Here is a 14,149-nt window from a genome sequence, read left to right as displayed (position 1 = left end):
AATACACTAAGCGGAAAGACTCGCAACGAAATTGATTCACACTTGAGGCATCAAAAAACTTGACCAGCGTTAACGCCGCGCGCGACTTGTGCACAGGCTCGTGAGCAAGTTTTTGGATTCGTGCACAGAATCGAAAATGCACCGCGTCATGTGACAAATCCCCGTCACCGCCAAAAATTTTTTACAAAAGCGTCACGCGCACGACGTGCAAACGAATTTTCCAAATGCTTGTGATCGCTATGTCGATAAGTGATTAGCGAGCCATCGTTTTTTGAGTCTCGTTTCACAGGGTAACTCCACCGCGAGATGCGTTCCGGTGAAACTACGGTGTGCAGAACCTGGCGCGCGTGCAGATGCGAGTTAGCCCTGCCTCGCAAAGGTTTTTCGCACTGCACTGAAAGTTTCCGCTGTTGCAACATCACCCGCCAACAAGACTGCAGGTAAAATTACGGAAGGCATCATAGTGCGGAGATGCAGATCCTCCAATCGAAGATTGGCGCGGCGCGCGACTGCTTGCGTGAATATGACAGGCAGCAAAAAGCCCGGCGCGAGGCCGGGCTGATTGACGAACGCGATGTCGAGCGGATCAACCGATCGAATGATTGCAACCAGATCGCTTGGCGAAGCTGGTTCGCGAAGTTACTTCGCGAGCTTGGCGATCTGCGCGGTGAGCCGCGAGACTTTGCGGCTGGCATTGTTCTTGTGAATGATGTTGCGCTGGGCGGCGCGCATCAAGGCGGGCTCGGCATTGGCCAGCGCCTTCACGGCGGCGGCGCGGTCGCCGGTCTTGATGGCTTCCTCGACGTTGCGCACGGCGCCGCGCATCTGGGTGCGGCGCGACTTGTTGACGGCGGTGCGGCGGGCGATCTTGCGCGTCGCTTTCTTGGCGGAGGTGGTATTGGCCATGGTCTCAATGTCCTTTGCGGGTACCGGTCGCGTCTTGGTCGGGTAGCGCCGGCTTGCTTGACCGCGTAATCGACGCTCGGATTTAGGGTGTTCGGTTCAAGGCTGTTCCCGGAACACGAGGCCTCAAAGAGCCTGCAACTGCTCAAAGAACAGCGGCGGCAGGATTGCGCCCGCCGCCAGTTGGCGCCCTTATAGAGAGGGTCTTTGGCACCGTCAACGCTTTCAAGGCTTGGAAAACCGGCCCCGGGGCGGCCTGGATGGGTGCCGTAACGCCCTGAAGAGGTTGAATTTCTGCCGCCTTGCGGCTATTGGCTGGCGGCGTTTCTTTAGGTCCGCCGATTGGACGACCATATAAGGTGAGGCATGATCCGCGGCTTTTTCCGACTGATTGGGCTGTTGCTGCTCGCCGGCGGGTTCATTTTCATGGTCTATGACGGCGCCCGCTGGGTGGCCGACCAGACCCTCAAATTCACCCGGTTCGGCCAGTTCTGGAACGACATCAATCAGGCCAGCCAGTCGGCGTTCCGGACCTGGGTCGAGGCCAAGGCGCCCTGGCTCTGGACCTCGGTGATCCGCCTCGTGCTGGACCAGCCGGTGTTCGCCGTCCTCGGCATTGTCGGCATCCTGCTGATGATCCTGTTCCGCCCGCGCAAGCCGCTGATCGGCTATTCGCGGGACTGAACGCCGCACATCAGGGCGCCGTAACAGGGCTGCCCCTTCGCGCGTAAATGCCTATATTCCCACCTGATCGCGAGCACGCCGCCTGAGCGCCTGGCTTATCGAGTTGGCTCACGCGACGGACAGCTCGTTCCTCGGAGATCCGTCCATGCTGTTCATGCGCAAGACCACCGCATTGCCGAGCGCAACTGAGGCGCTGCCGGGCCGTGCGCAGGCCATCCCGACCGCGACCACTCATTTCGTCAACGGCAGCAAGTTGCAGCCGCCTTATCCCGCCGGCCTCGAGCAGGCGGTGTTCGGGCTCGGCTGCTTCTGGGGCGCCGAGCGCAAGTTCTGGGAGCTTGGCGATGGCGTTTACACCACCGCCGTCGGCTACGCCGGCGGCCACACGCCGAATCCGACCTACGAGGAGACCTGTTCGGGACGCACCGGCCACACTGAAGTGGTGCTGGTCGTGTTCGATCCGAAGAAGATCTCCTACGAGAAGCTCTTGAAGACGTTCTGGGAGAACCACAACCCGACGCAGGGCATGCGCCAGGGCAATGACGTCGGCACGCAGTACCGCAGCGCAATCTACACTTACTCGGATGCGCAGAGGAAACCGGCCGACGAGTCGAAGGCGCTCTATCAGAAGGCGCTCGCAGCCAAGGGCCTCGGTGCCATCACCACCGAGATCGCGCCCGCCGGCGCATTCTATTTCGCCGAGGACTACCATCAGCAATATCTGGCCAAGAATCCCGCCGGCTATTGCGGCCTCGGCGGCACCGGCGTGTCCTGCTCGATCGGCGTCGGCGTGAGCGCGTAGGCTAACTACAGGCTCCTCATGGCCGCGCTTGTCCCGGCCATGACGGAGTGTGCGGCTGCCATCGCGTTCGCATCGCCGCACCCCGTTCAACGCTTTATTAACCATAACCGGTGCATCACTGGGGCCGTCTCGTTTCGAGGGATAGGTCCGGTGCCGGTTGCACGCGCGTTTCGATGGTCGATCTTGGCAGCGTCCCTGGCAGCGTCCGCCGCGCTTGCCCTTGGCGGCTGCATGCAGACCGCCGGTCCCGTCGCGGTGATGCAGCCGCGTGCCGATCTCGATTCCATGGCCTATGGCCAGCCCTACAACGCACCGCAGCCGGTTGTCGTCGCCGACAGTGGTGGCGCCGTCGGGGCGCTGCGCAATTCCTTTGCCTCCGCGCCTGCGCCGATGCCGGTCGGCTACGCCGCGCCGGCCCGCTATGACGCCTCCTACCATCTCGATGCCGGCGACAAGCTGCGCGTCGTGGTCTACGGCCAGGAAGGTCTCACCAACAGCTACGCGATCGATGCCGGCGGTTCCATCACCATGCCGCTGATCGGCGCGGTGCCGGCGCGTGGCCGCACCACGGCGGGTCTCGCCGGTGAAATCGCCGCGCGTCTGCGCAACGGCTACATCCGCGAGCCTTCGGTCGCCGTCGAGATCGAAGCCTATCGCCCGTTCTTCATTCTCGGCGAAGTCACAGCGCCCGGCCAATATCCTTACGTGCCGAACATGACGGTCGAGAGCGCCGTCGCGATCGCCGGCGGCTTCTCGCCCCGCGCCAAGCGCGACGTCGTCACCGTGACGCACACCGAAGCCGGCGGCGCCATGCGCGCCGTGGTTCCGCTCGGCACGCCGTTGGCACCGGGCGACACCGTGTTCGTCGGCGAGCGCTGGTTCTAGCTCTCTCTCGTCATTCCGGGGCGCGCGTAGCGCGAACCCGGAATCCATTCCGCCACCATTTCTGACGCACGATGGATTCCGGGCCTGCGCCTATCGGCGCATCCCGGAATGACAGCAGGGATGATGTCGGCGACCTCGCGACCTATCTCCTGAAATCCAGCCGCCCGTTCGGAAAACATCCGTCGATGCGTGTCGCATCGACCACGCGCCCGATCCACGGCCGCGTGATCGCAGGATTGGTCAGGTTGATGTACTTGCCGACGAGGCGGCCCGCGTCCTCGCGCGCAGCGTCGATCAGCCCGTGCCGGCGGCCGTTGTCCCAGTCGAAGCGCAGATAGATCCGGTTCCTCGCGACGCGAATTTCCGCGCGGCCCTGCTTCCATGTCTCCGGCGCATCGCCGGCAATGGTCGGATCGGCACCGCCGTTCCAGCGACTGGCCCAGATGCCCTCGAGTGGGTCGATCGATGTTGGAATGGACGCCCAATGCCCCGCATTGACGTCGGCGCCATCGCCGGCGAGCGTTGCGGTTGCGGCATAATCCATGACTTCTGAATCGTCCGGGCCCGGCACGTCCATCGTGCCGAAGGGATTGCGGATGACGAGGTTCGTGTTGACGTGCTGCATGACGTTTCTCCCGGCGTGTGTCGGCTTGATTGGCCAACCCTACCGCCGGGAGTCAGGTCGCGCCCACCCGATTCCCGCTCTGACGGGCCGCGCGACACTCTCTCAGTCATTCCGGGGCGCGACGAAGTCGCGAGCCCGGAATCCATTTCCCCACCAACTCTGACGCACGATGGATTCCGGGCTCGCGCTGCGCGCGCCCCGGAATGACGGCGGTGAGGATGAAGCGCTATTTCAAATGCTTCGCGAAAAACGCCATGCTGCGCGGCCAGGCGATGTCGGCGCTCGCCTTGTCGTAGCTCGCGCGCTCGTCGCAATGGAAGCCGTGCTGGGCACCCGGATAGATGAAGACCTCCACGTCCGGCCGTTTCGTCTTGACGGTTTCGACGTCGGTCAGGGGGATGCCGGCATCCTTCTCGCCGAAATGCAGTTGCGTCGGCACCTTCGGCGTCTCCTCTGCAAAGCGCACGACCGCGCCGCCGTAATAGCCGATCGCGGCCTTGAGGCCGCTCAGCCGCGTCGCCGCGACGAAGGCGACGCTGCCGCCGAGGCAAAAGCCGACGATGCCGACAGGGCCGACGCTTCTGACCGCATCGATCGCGGCTTGCGTGTCGCGCAGCATCGCTTCCCAGTCGGGATTGGCTACGAACTTGCGCGCTTCGGCGATCTCGTCGGGCGTGTAGCCCGACTGGAAGTTCGGCGAGGTGCGGTCGAAGATCGACGGCGCGATCGCGACATAGCCTTCCTTGGCGATGCGATCGCAGACCGAGCGGATGTGATGATTGACCCCGAAAATTTCCTGGATCACCACCACCGCGCCCTTCGGACTGCCTGCGGGATCAGCGCGATAGGCGCCGAGCTGGAAATTGTCGGAGGCGGTCAGTTTGATGTCTTGTCCCACGCGGGTTGTCCTTCTTGCTTGGTCGTTGATCTGAAACGGCGGTTGCTCCGCACACTCGTCATGCCCGGGCTTGTCCCGGGCATCCACGTCTTTGCTTCCGCGCTACAAGAACGTGGATGGCCGGGACAAGCCCGGCCATGACGATGTGGAAATGTCGGTGCGCCTCCGCGCTCACTCCCACATCCAGTTCTCGCCGTAATCCTCCTTCCACCCCGCCAGCCGTCCATGACGGAATTGCAGGAACAGGCGGTGGCGATAGGGGATCAGCCCGCTGCCGCCGAGGTTGCGAAGCGCGAGATAGATCTCGTTGCCGGGGCGACCCCGCACATATTGCAGCGGCTGCCCCAAAGCGCGTGCGGTCTGCTCGGCGTCCATGCCGAAGGCGAGCGGCGCGTTGTTCGACAAGGTCGCGACGAAGGGCTGGCGCGGCGGGATGGTGCCGAACGGCTCGGCCTGCACCGACGCCGGGAAAAGTGTCGCCATGACGCCCGCAACCAACATCGCTCGCTTCATCGCCTCAAGTCCTCGTCCGGCCGGCCTATTGCGGCAAGTTCTTCAGGAAAGGCAGCACCGCGTCAACAAATGCCTTGGGCTGATCGATGTTGACGGCGTGTCCGGCGGCGGGGATCACGACCTTTTGTGCGCCGGGGATCTTGGCCGCCATGTAGTCGGATGCGGCCAGGAACGGCGTGTCGTCGGCGCCGACCACGATCAGGCAGGGCATTTTGATGTCGGGCAATAGCTCGATCACCCGCGCATCGCGCTGGGTCAGCATGCCGCGTGCGGCAAGCGCCAGCCCCTTGGCGTTGCGATGGCTTGCGGTGGCGCGCTCGCGCGTCGCCGCCTTCAGCACGTCGAGACCTTCGCGATCGAGCCTGTCGGCGGTGGCAAGCGCCCGTGCATTCCAGGCCTCGCGTGCATCGTCCTTCTTGAAGCCCGGACCGGTGTCGATGATCAGCAGCGCGCGGACGCGCTGCGGACAGGCACGCGTGAAGGCGAGCGACATGTAGCCGCCGAGCGACAGCCCGCCGATGATCGCGCGCTTGGCACCGATGGCATCGAGGATCGCCGCCATGTCGCCGACCGTGAGTGCTTCGCTGTAGGCCTCGGGGTCATCAGGATAGTCGGACTGGCCGTGGCCGCGCAGGTCCCACAAGACGAGCTTGTGGTCCTTCGCGAGCGCATCGACCTGTTCATGCCACATCGCCGAGGTCGATGAGTAGCCGTGGGTGAGCAGCAGCGGCGGCCCGTCGCCGTGAACTTCGTAATGGATCCCGACGCCGTCCCGGTCGATCCTTGGCATCTCTCCCGTCCTTCTTTTTATTGTCGCTGCGACACAGGTGCACCTTCTCCCACAAGAGGAGAAGGGAAGGGCCGCGCCGGCGGTCGCACTCTAGCTTGCCAAGTTACCTTGAGGAAACCGCCGCAGTCGCGATTGCACGCATGCCTGATGCGTTCTCCGTTGCGTTTAGTGGCTGCGTCGGTGCCGTTGTCGCAACGCACAACACTGAGCTGCCGCGATAGTTTCGAGCGATTCCAAATTGCATTTGCCTCCGCGCCTGAACCCGATCATTCTTGCGGCCAAGGCTGACGCCAGCCCGGTGGGCGTCCGCTACAAGTTGCCGCCGTAAGCGGCTTCATGCACCGGCAGGGGAAGACGCCTATGCCAACTCTCACCATCAACGGGCGGAGTCTGTCCGTGGATGCGGCGAACGACACGCCGCTCCTCTGGGCAATCCGCGAGCAATTGCAGATGACCGGCACCAAGTTCGGCTGCGGTGCCGGCCTGTGCGGTGCCTGCACCGTGCACGTCAACGGCGAAGCCGTGCGCTCGTGCCAGACCATGGTCGGCGACGTCGCCGGCAAGAAGATCACCACCATCGAAGGCCTCTCCGCCAAGGGCGATCATCCGCTCCAGAAGGCATGGATCGCCGAGCAGGTTCCGCAATGCGGCTATTGCCAGTCCGGGCAGATCATGCAGGCAGCCTCGCTTCTCGCGAAGAATCCCAATCCGACCAAGGAGGAGGTCGTCGCACATATGGACGGCAATCTCTGCCGTTGCATGACCTATTCGCGGATCCAGAAGGCGATCATGCGCGCAGCTACCGAGATGCGCACCGCATCCGCCGCGGGCAACGAGCGGAGGCCCACATGAATAAGCACGTGAACGACGTCGCCCCTGAGACGACCGATCTCAGCCGCCGCTCATTCCTCGTCGGCACCGCCGCGACCGGCCTCGTGCTCGGCTATGCCGGCGTGCCCGGCATCGATCCGGCATCGGCCGCTGCGCCCGCCACTTTCGAGCCGAGCGTCTGGTATGCGATCTCGCCTGACGGTCTCGTCACCGTGACCTGCGGCAAGGCCGACATGGGCCAGCACATCGCATCCACCATGGCGCAGATCGTCTGCGAGGAATTGGGGGCGAAATGGAGCGATATGCGCGTGCAGCTCGCCTCCAACGATCCGAAGTTCAACGATCCCGTGCTGGGCGCGCAGATCACCGGCGGCAGCTGGTCGACCATGATGAACTTTGACGCCATGAGCCGCGCAGGCGCCGCGGGCCGCATGGCGTTGACGGAAGGCGCGGCCGCCGCGATGGGCGTGCCGGCGTCGGAACTCGTGGTGCGCGATTCCATGATCGTGCATCCGAAGTCGAAAAAGCAGATGTCGTTCGCCGAATTGGTCAAGAGCGGCAAGGCGACCAAGACCTTCACGCCGGACGAGCTCAAGGCGATCAAGCTGAAGACGCCGGATCAATACGCCATGATCGGCGTATCGGTGCCGCAGCTCGATATCCCCTCCAAGACCAACGGCACGGCCAAATACGGCATCGACGTGATGCTGCCGGGCATGGCCTATGGCGCGGTGGTGACGCCGCCGGTGCGCTTCGGCGCCACGGTGAAGTCGGTCGACGACGCGGCTGCGAAGAAGGTGCCGGGCTTCATCAAGGCCGTCACCCTCGACGACAAGACCGGAACGACGTCGGGCTGGGTCGTCGCGGTCGCCAGCACCTACGCCAACGCCAAGAAGGCGGCGCAGGCGCTGAAGATTGCCTATGACGGCGGTCCGAATGCGAAGGTCTCGAGCCAGTCGCTGCTCGACGAAGCCAAGCGGCTTCAGAAGTTAGAGGATTCCGGCCAGTTCTTCGTCAAGGATGGCGATCCCTCGGCCGCGTTCGGGTCGGCGGCAAAGGTGCTGGAGGCCGAGTACACCACCAGCATCAACATCCACGCGCCGCTGGAGCCGATGAATGCCACGGCGGAGTTCAAGGGCGACATCCTGCACATCTATTCCGGCAACCAGTTCGCGACGCGCTCCGGTGCGATCGCCGCAGGCGCCGCCGGGATCGATCCGAAGTTCGTGGTGATGCACCAGATGTGGCTCGGCGGCGGCTTCGGCCGCAGGCTCGATGCCGACATGATGGTGCCGGCGGTGCAGGCGGCGAAGGCCATCGGCAAGCCGGTGAAGGTGATCTACACGCGCGAGAACGACATGACGATGGATTTCTCGCGTCCGCTCACCTACCAGAAGGTCAAGGCCGGCGTGGACGGCGACGGCAAGCTCGTCGCGCTCAGCCACGACGTCGTCTCGGCCTGGCCGACCGCGCGCTGGGGAATCCCCGATTTCCTGACGCCATCGGTCGACAAGAAGGGCCCGCTCGATTCCTTCACGGTGAACGGGGCCGACTTCTTCTACACCGTGCCGAACCACTATGTGCGCGCGATCAAGAACGAGCTCGCGCACAACGCAACGCCGTCCGGGCAGCTCCGCTCGGTGGCGCCCGGCTGGACCTTCTGGGCGGTCGAAAGCATGATCGACGAGATCGCGGCTGCGACCGGCAAGGACCCGGCGCAGTTCCGCATCGGGCTGCTCGACGGCAAGGGCAAGAACGACGGCGGCGCGCAGCGGCTGCGCAACACGCTGCTCGCCGCGATGGGACTGTCCGGCTACGGCACCAAGCAACTGCCGAAAGGCGAGGGCATGGGCGTCGCATGCGTCTCGTCGCAGGAGCGCGCGACCGCAAGCTGGACGGCGTGCGTCGCCCACGTCGCGGTGGCGCCGTCGGGCGAGGTGACCGTGAAGAAGCTCACGGTCGCAACCGACGTCGGCACCCAGGTGCATCCCGACAACATCCGTGCCCAGGTCGAGGGTGCGGCGCTGTGGGGCCTGTCGCTGGCGATGTACGAGAAGGCGACGCTCAAGGACGGTGGCATCGAACAGACCAATTTCGACAGCTACACGCCCTTGCGCATGAGCCAGGTGCCCGAGGTCGCGGTCGCCGTGATCGCCAATGGCGAGAAAGCCACCGGCGTCGGCGAGCCCGCCGTGACGGTGGTCGCTCCCGCCATCGGCAACGCCATCTTCAATGCCAGCGGCGCCCGCGTGCGGGCATTGCCGATCACGGCCGAAGCCGTGAAGGGCGCGATGAAGGCGTAAGGCCGGTCGAAGGCTGCCAGAGAAAATCCGCCGGAGGGCAACCTCCGGCGGATTTGTTTTGGAGCTTTTGCATCCCCATGGTCGCTGTCATGCCCCGCGAAGGCAGGGCATCCAGTACGCCGCGGCCTATCGATTCACATAGCCGTCTCGGAGTACTGGATCGCCCGGTCCCGGCTCCGCCAAGGCTTCGCCGGGCTCGCGGTGTTGGGCCGGCGTAGCTTTAGCGAAGACGGCAAGCCGGGCGATGACGGCAGGGGGCGGGGACGGACAGCGCCCGAAATTCCCCTTTGTCATCAAGGCCCGTTCTACTGTGCATGGGGTTGTTTTCGCTGTTTTTATTGGAGCCCGTCATGGGAACCGAAATCCGTAAAATTGCTCCCAATCCCGGAAGGTTCCATTGAGCACGCCTCTTAAGGGCCGGAGAACCTGATCGGGCTTAGGCTGAGGCCAGATCCAGTCCCGTGCCCTCGGTCCAGCGCTCTTGGGGAAGTCATGAACGCGTCAGCCAAACCCGCCGCCAAACGCCGGCTTCTTCTCGCCTCCGACCGGAGCGACGAGAGCACCGAGCTTGCCAGCATCTTGAAGGCGGTCGGCGACGTCTCGACGGTGACGACCCAGGACATCCCCGAGACGCCCTCGCGCGATCTCTCCGGCCTTGTGGTCGACATCAATCTGCGCTCGCCCGAGAGCGTGCAGCGGGTGCGCAACAAGCTGCGCGGCGATGCCTATCGTTCGATGCCGCGGCTGTTCGTGCTCGCCGATGCCCTGCACCACGGCACCATGCAGGCCTGGGCGCTCGGCGCCACCGACACGATTTCGCGGCCGCTTCAGCCCGAGGCTATTCTGCAGCGCATCCGCGCCGCGTTTCCCGACACCGCCAGCTATGACGCGACCGATCGCGGCAAGACGCTCAACCGCGGCGTCGAGGCGGCGCACGCGGTGCTCGCCAAGATGTTCGAGAAGCTGCCGCTCGGCGTGCCCCTGACCTTCGACGACGTCATCGCCGCCGAAAGCAAGATCCTGAAGGCGATGAAGCACTCCTCGCTGCGCGAGTGGCTCACCACGGTCGGCTGCCACCATGTCGGCAGCTATCGCCACTGCCTGTTCGTCACCGGTTTTGCCGTCGCCTTCGCGCAGCATCTCGGCATGCGCGAGGACGACCAGCGCCGCCTGACCCGCGCCGCGCTGCTGCACGACGTCGGCAAGGCCTTCGTTCCCTCCGCGCTGCTCGACAAGCCCGGCAAACTCACCGACGAGGAGATGGACGAGGTCCGCCAGCATCCGCGCCGCGGCTACGACGCGCTCGCCGCGCAAGGCGGCTTCCCGCCGGAGATGCTCGATGTGGTGCTGCATCACCACGAATTCCTCGACGGCAGCGGTTATCCCAACGCCCTGTCGTCGAACCAGATCAGCGACATCGTGCGGCTGACCACGATCGTCGACATCTACGCCGCACTGGTGGAGAAGCGCGCCTACCGCATGCCCTTCACCCACTCCCGCGCCTTCACGATGATGGAAGGCATGGGCGGCAAGCTCGACCAGCAGCTGTTGCAGGCGTTCCGCCCGGTGGCGCTGGGGTCGTTCTGATTGATCTGCTGCTGCTGACCTCGCGGCGCTGGCGCCAAACACTCAGTGTCGTCCCGGCGAAGGCCGGGACCCATAACCCCAGGGAGTGGTTTGGCGAAGACTCGTCGTTCGGTACAGGCACCGCGTGCCATCGTTAGATCACGCGGTATGGGTCCCGGCCTTCGCCGGGACGACATTGTGGCGCGAAGCTTACCCCACCATCTTCCTCAGCTCCGCCTTCGCCACCTTCTCCAGCGTCGAGCGCGGCATGTCGTCGACCAGCCTGATCTCGCGCGGCACCTTGAAGTCGGCAAGGCCCTTGCGGCAGGCGGCCATCACGCGGTCATGCAGGTCCGGCGCCGCGCCCGCGACGCCGCCGTGCGGGATGATGAAGACGACCGGCACCTCGTCCAGCATCGGATGCTTCTTCGCCACCACCGCGGCCTCGCGCACGCCGGGGACGAGCGCGATCACCTGCTCGACCTCGGAGGCCGCGACGTTCGACGGAGTGTGTAGCGCGAGGCGCCTCAATCCTCGTACGACGAGATCTCGATCAGGCTGCCGTCCGGATCCCGGCAATAGACCGAGCGCAGCGTGCCGCGGGCGCCTTGCTTGGGAACCGGGCCCTCCTCGATCGCGACGCCATGTGCCTGCAAATGCGCCACCACCTCGTCAGGCGAGGCGGAGGTGAGAAAGCACAGATCCTCGCTGCCGGCGGTCTGGTGGTCGGCGGTGAACCACTCCACCTTGTCGGCATCGCGCGGCCGAACGTTGATCTTCTGGTTACCGAATTGTAGCGAAGTCCGCGGCGCTTTGCCGCCACCGGGGTCGAACACCTTGACTTCCATGCCGAGAATCTTGCGGTACCACTCCGCGGTCACCGCGACGTCGGCGACGTTGATCACGAGATGATCGAGGGCCTCGACCTTGACCGGCATGCCTTATCCTTTCGTCGCCATGTGCGTTGCGCACTTTCCGCGTGCTTCGGGCTTTGTTACAACGCCGCCGACGACGCTTTCAAGATATCCGGCTTTCAAGAACAACACGTTGGGAGAACCCTTCAGATGATCACTCGCCGTACCGCGCTGGGCCTGCTTGCCGCCACTCCTCTTGCAGCCAGCCCGCTGTCGAAGGCGCTTGCCGCCGACTATCCGGCTCGCCCGGTGAAATGGGTGGTCGGCTATCCGCCGGGCGGGGCCACCGACATCCTGGCGCGGCTGATCGGCCAGCGCCTGTCGGAAAAGCTCGGCCAGCAATTCGTGGTCGAGAACAAGCCGGGCGCCGGCAACAATATCGGCACCGAATCGGTCATCAACGCCGAGCCCGATGGCTACACGTTGCAGCTGGTCAATCCGGCCAACTACATCAACGCCTCGCTCTACACCAATCTGAAGTTCAACTTCGTGCGCGACATCGCGCCGGTCGCCTCGTTCCAGCGCGTGCCGAACGTGCTGACCGTCAACAAGGATGTGCCGGCCAAGACCGTCGCCGAGTTCATCGAATACGTGAAGGCCAATCCCGGCAAGGTCAACATGGCCTCGTCGGGCAACGGCACCTCGGTGCACCTGTCCGGCGAGATGTTCATGGCGATGACCGGCTGCAAGATGCAGCACGTGCCCTATCGCGGCGCGGCGCTCGCGATCACCGACATGATCGGCGGTCAGGTACAGGTGATCTTCGACAACATGCCCTCGATCATCCAGCACATCCGTTCGGGCAGCCTGCGTGCGATCGGCGTGACCACCGCGCAGCGTTCGCCGCAACTGCCCGACGTGCAGGCGATCGGCGAGACCGTGAAGGACTACGAGGCGAGCGCGCTGTTCGGCATGGGTGCGCCGAAGAACACGCCGAAGGAGATCATCGCCAAGCTCAACGATGAGATCAACACGCTGTTGAAGGAGCCGGACATGACCAAGCGCCTGGTCGAGCTCGGCGGCGAGCCGCGGGTGCAGACCCCCGAGGCGTTCGGCGAGGAGATCAAGGCCGAGACCGAGAAGTGGAAGAAGGTCGTCGAGTTCGCCGGCCTGAAGGTCGAGTAGCGATCTTGCGATGATCGGAAATGGAGCCCTGCCGTTCGGCAGGGCTTTTTTTCTTGCGCGTGTTGTCTCGTTGATCTGGAATGGAATGGAATGGAACGGACCGGTGAGACCTGATGATGCTTGGCCCGTATCTCGCGCCGTGAAGAGAGGAGTTGGGATCATGCGCAAGACGAAATTGGTCCTGCTGGCACTGGGTGCGGTCCTCGCCGGTGTCGTCACCGTCACGCCCGCCGCGGCGCGCGGCAGCACCTATGAGCAGTGCCAGGCTAGCGTGTCCGGCCGGCTGCCGTTCTGCGGCCTCAATCCGCTCATGGCCTACGGCCAGGTGCCGCAGCGCCAACCTCGGCCGCGCCGGAGCGCGCGGCTCGTTACGCCGCACTAGTCGCGTTTCACGCTGCACATCGGTCGCTGCCTCATCACGCAGTCGTGCAGCTTCACGCGCGCGGGTTCCTGCTTGACGGCTGTTCGTCCGCCTCTATACTAAACCACATGGTTAAGTATCAGGACGAGACGCTGGACCGGACCTTTGCGGCGCTGTCCGACCCGACGCGGCGCGCGCTTCTCGCCCGCCTTGGCGAGCAGGACAGCCTGTCGGTGAGCGAGCTGGCCGCGCCGTTTCCGGTCTCGCTGCCGGCGATCATGAAGCATCTCGAGGTGCTCACGGATGCAGGCCTGATCGTGCGCGAGAAGACCGGCCGCACGGTCTCGTGCCGGCTCACCGCGCAGCCGATGGAGCAGGCGATGAACTGGCTCAATCGCTACGCGCAGTTCTGGTCCGGCAATCTCGATCGTCTTGCCGCCTTCGTGGAGGAAGAGACATGGCCAACCCAGCCGTCAACGCCGATTTCCGCAGCGCCGAACGCGCAAGCGAACGTCCAAGCGAACGTCCAAGCCTCACGCTCACGCGCCGGCTCCGCGCGCGGCCGGAGAAAGTCTTCGCCGCCTGGACGCAGGCCGCGCAGCTAGCGCAATGGTTCGGGCCGCCGAACATGAAGCCGGCGACGCTGAACGCCGAGCTCGACGTCCGCACCGGCGGCCGCTACCGCATCAGCTTCGTCAGCGACGACGGCGAATATTTCGAGGCCGGCGGCACCTATCGCGATGTCGTGCCGAACGAGCTCTTGGTCTTCACCTGGGCCTGGCACTCGACGCCGGAGCGCGAATCGCTGGTCACGATCTCGTTCAAGCCTGACAGCGCCGGCACGCTGATGATCTTTCATCATGCCCAGTTCTTCGACGAGGCCGCACGCGACAATCATCAGCGGGGCTGGAGCTCGTTCCTCGACAAGCTCGATGCCTTCGTCGCCTGA

15 protein-coding genes and 2 pseudogenes are annotated in these 14,149 nt (G+C 64.5%); 10 read left to right on the top strand and 7 right to left on the bottom strand.

The features are described 5' to 3' along the window. Positions 1-639: 639 nt before the first annotated feature. The gene (rpsT, locus tag XI08_RS45855; protein WP_011083654.1) at positions 640-906 is read right to left on the bottom strand and encodes a 30S ribosomal protein S20; all 267 of its coding nucleotides are present in this window, start codon (positions 904-906) and stop codon (positions 640-642) included. 363 nt (positions 907-1,269) lie between these two features. On the opposite strand from rpsT, the gene XI08_RS45850 reads away from it, so the two are divergent. The 3 genes from XI08_RS45850 to XI08_RS45840 all read left to right on the top strand — a co-directional run bounded on the left by XI08_RS45850 (position 1,270) and on the right by XI08_RS45840 (position 3,274). Then, on the top strand, positions 1,270-1,587 hold the full coding sequence (locus XI08_RS45850) for a hypothetical protein (RefSeq protein ID WP_027542083.1): 318 nt from the start codon (positions 1,270-1,272) through the stop codon (positions 1,585-1,587). A gap of 145 nt (positions 1,588-1,732) precedes the next feature. Beyond that, positions 1,733-2,389 (top strand): peptide-methionine (S)-S-oxide reductase MsrA, encoded by a 657-nt coding sequence (msrA, locus tag XI08_RS45845; protein ID WP_271579483.1) that lies wholly within the window; start codon positions 1,733-1,735, stop codon positions 2,387-2,389. 150 nt (positions 2,390-2,539) lie between these two features. After that, the gene (locus XI08_RS45840; protein WP_027542085.1) at positions 2,540-3,274 is read left to right on the top strand and encodes a polysaccharide biosynthesis/export family protein; all 735 of its coding nucleotides are present in this window, start codon (positions 2,540-2,542) and stop codon (positions 3,272-3,274) included. A gap of 142 nt (positions 3,275-3,416) precedes the next feature. On the opposite strand, the gene XI08_RS45835 is transcribed toward XI08_RS45840, so the two are convergent. From XI08_RS45835 to XI08_RS45820, 4 genes are all read right to left on the bottom strand, one after another. Beyond that, positions 3,417-3,899: a hypothetical protein gene (locus XI08_RS45835; RefSeq protein WP_271579482.1), complete on the bottom strand. Its 483-nt coding sequence runs from the start codon at positions 3,897-3,899 to the stop codon at positions 3,417-3,419. A gap of 226 nt (positions 3,900-4,125) precedes the next feature. Next, a complete protein-coding gene (locus XI08_RS45830; protein ID WP_271579481.1) occupies positions 4,126-4,797 on the bottom strand; it encodes a dienelactone hydrolase family protein in 672 nt (223 codons plus the stop codon). Between the two features lie 171 nt (positions 4,798-4,968). Then, positions 4,969-5,310, bottom strand: coding sequence for a hypothetical protein (locus tag XI08_RS45825; RefSeq protein ID WP_271579480.1), 342 nt, complete (start codon positions 5,308-5,310; stop codon positions 4,969-4,971). 25 nt (positions 5,311-5,335) lie between these two features. Further along, complete coding sequence (locus XI08_RS45820) at positions 5,336-6,100, bottom strand: alpha/beta fold hydrolase (RefSeq protein ID WP_271579479.1); 765 nt, start codon at positions 6,098-6,100, stop codon at positions 5,336-5,338. Positions 6,101-6,460: 360 nt separating this feature from the next. On the opposite strand from XI08_RS45820, the gene XI08_RS45815 reads away from it, so the two are divergent. The 3 genes from XI08_RS45815 to XI08_RS45805 all read left to right on the top strand — a co-directional run bounded on the left by XI08_RS45815 (position 6,461) and on the right by XI08_RS45805 (position 10,821). Further along, positions 6,461-6,952, top strand: a complete 492-nt coding sequence (locus XI08_RS45815; protein ID WP_135175104.1) for a (2Fe-2S)-binding protein — start codon at positions 6,461-6,463, stop codon at positions 6,950-6,952. After that, complete coding sequence (locus tag XI08_RS45810) at positions 6,949-9,234, top strand: xanthine dehydrogenase family protein molybdopterin-binding subunit (protein WP_271579478.1); 2,286 nt, start codon at positions 6,949-6,951, stop codon at positions 9,232-9,234. The genes XI08_RS45815 and XI08_RS45810 overlap by 4 nt, the downstream gene beginning before the upstream one ends. Positions 9,235-9,726: 492 nt before the next feature. After that, positions 9,727-10,821, top strand: coding sequence for an HD-GYP domain-containing protein (locus XI08_RS45805; protein WP_271579477.1), 1,095 nt, complete (start codon positions 9,727-9,729; stop codon positions 10,819-10,821). Between the two features lie 189 nt (positions 10,822-11,010). Here XI08_RS45805 and XI08_RS45800 read toward each other — a convergent pair. Further along, positions 11,011-11,301: pseudogene (locus XI08_RS45800) on the bottom strand (AMP-binding enzyme); the annotation flags it as partial. A gap of 26 nt (positions 11,302-11,327) precedes the next feature. Continuing rightward, positions 11,328-11,738 (bottom strand): VOC family protein, encoded by a 411-nt coding sequence (locus XI08_RS45795; RefSeq protein ID WP_027542094.1) that lies wholly within the window; start codon positions 11,736-11,738, stop codon positions 11,328-11,330. Positions 11,739-11,864: 126 nt separating this feature from the next. On the opposite strand from XI08_RS45795, the gene XI08_RS45790 reads away from it, so the two are divergent. The 4 genes and pseudogenes from XI08_RS45790 to XI08_RS45775 form a co-directional block, all read left to right on the top strand. Further along, positions 11,865-12,839, top strand: a complete 975-nt coding sequence (locus XI08_RS45790) for a Bug family tripartite tricarboxylate transporter substrate binding protein (protein WP_271579476.1) — start codon at positions 11,865-11,867, stop codon at positions 12,837-12,839. Positions 12,840-12,999: 160 nt separating this feature from the next. Beyond that, complete coding sequence (locus tag XI08_RS45785) at positions 13,000-13,221, top strand: DUF3551 domain-containing protein (protein WP_271579475.1); 222 nt, start codon at positions 13,000-13,002, stop codon at positions 13,219-13,221. A gap of 107 nt (positions 13,222-13,328) precedes the next feature. Further along, on the top strand, positions 13,329-13,805 hold the full coding sequence (locus tag XI08_RS45780; RefSeq protein ID WP_271579474.1) for an ArsR/SmtB family transcription factor: 477 nt from the start codon (positions 13,329-13,331) through the stop codon (positions 13,803-13,805). An 11-nt stretch (positions 13,806-13,816) separates the two neighbouring features. Next, positions 13,817-14,149 (top strand): annotated as a pseudogene (locus XI08_RS45775) (SRPBCC family protein); the annotation flags it as partial.

The organism is Bradyrhizobium sp. CCBAU 11361 (genome assembly GCF_028128935.1).
GTDB classification, from domain to species: domain Bacteria; phylum Pseudomonadota; class Alphaproteobacteria; order Rhizobiales; family Xanthobacteraceae; genus Bradyrhizobium; species Bradyrhizobium niftali.
The sequence above is the reverse complement of the archived record's forward strand: the minus strand, read 5'-3'. Positions and strand labels throughout refer to the sequence as shown.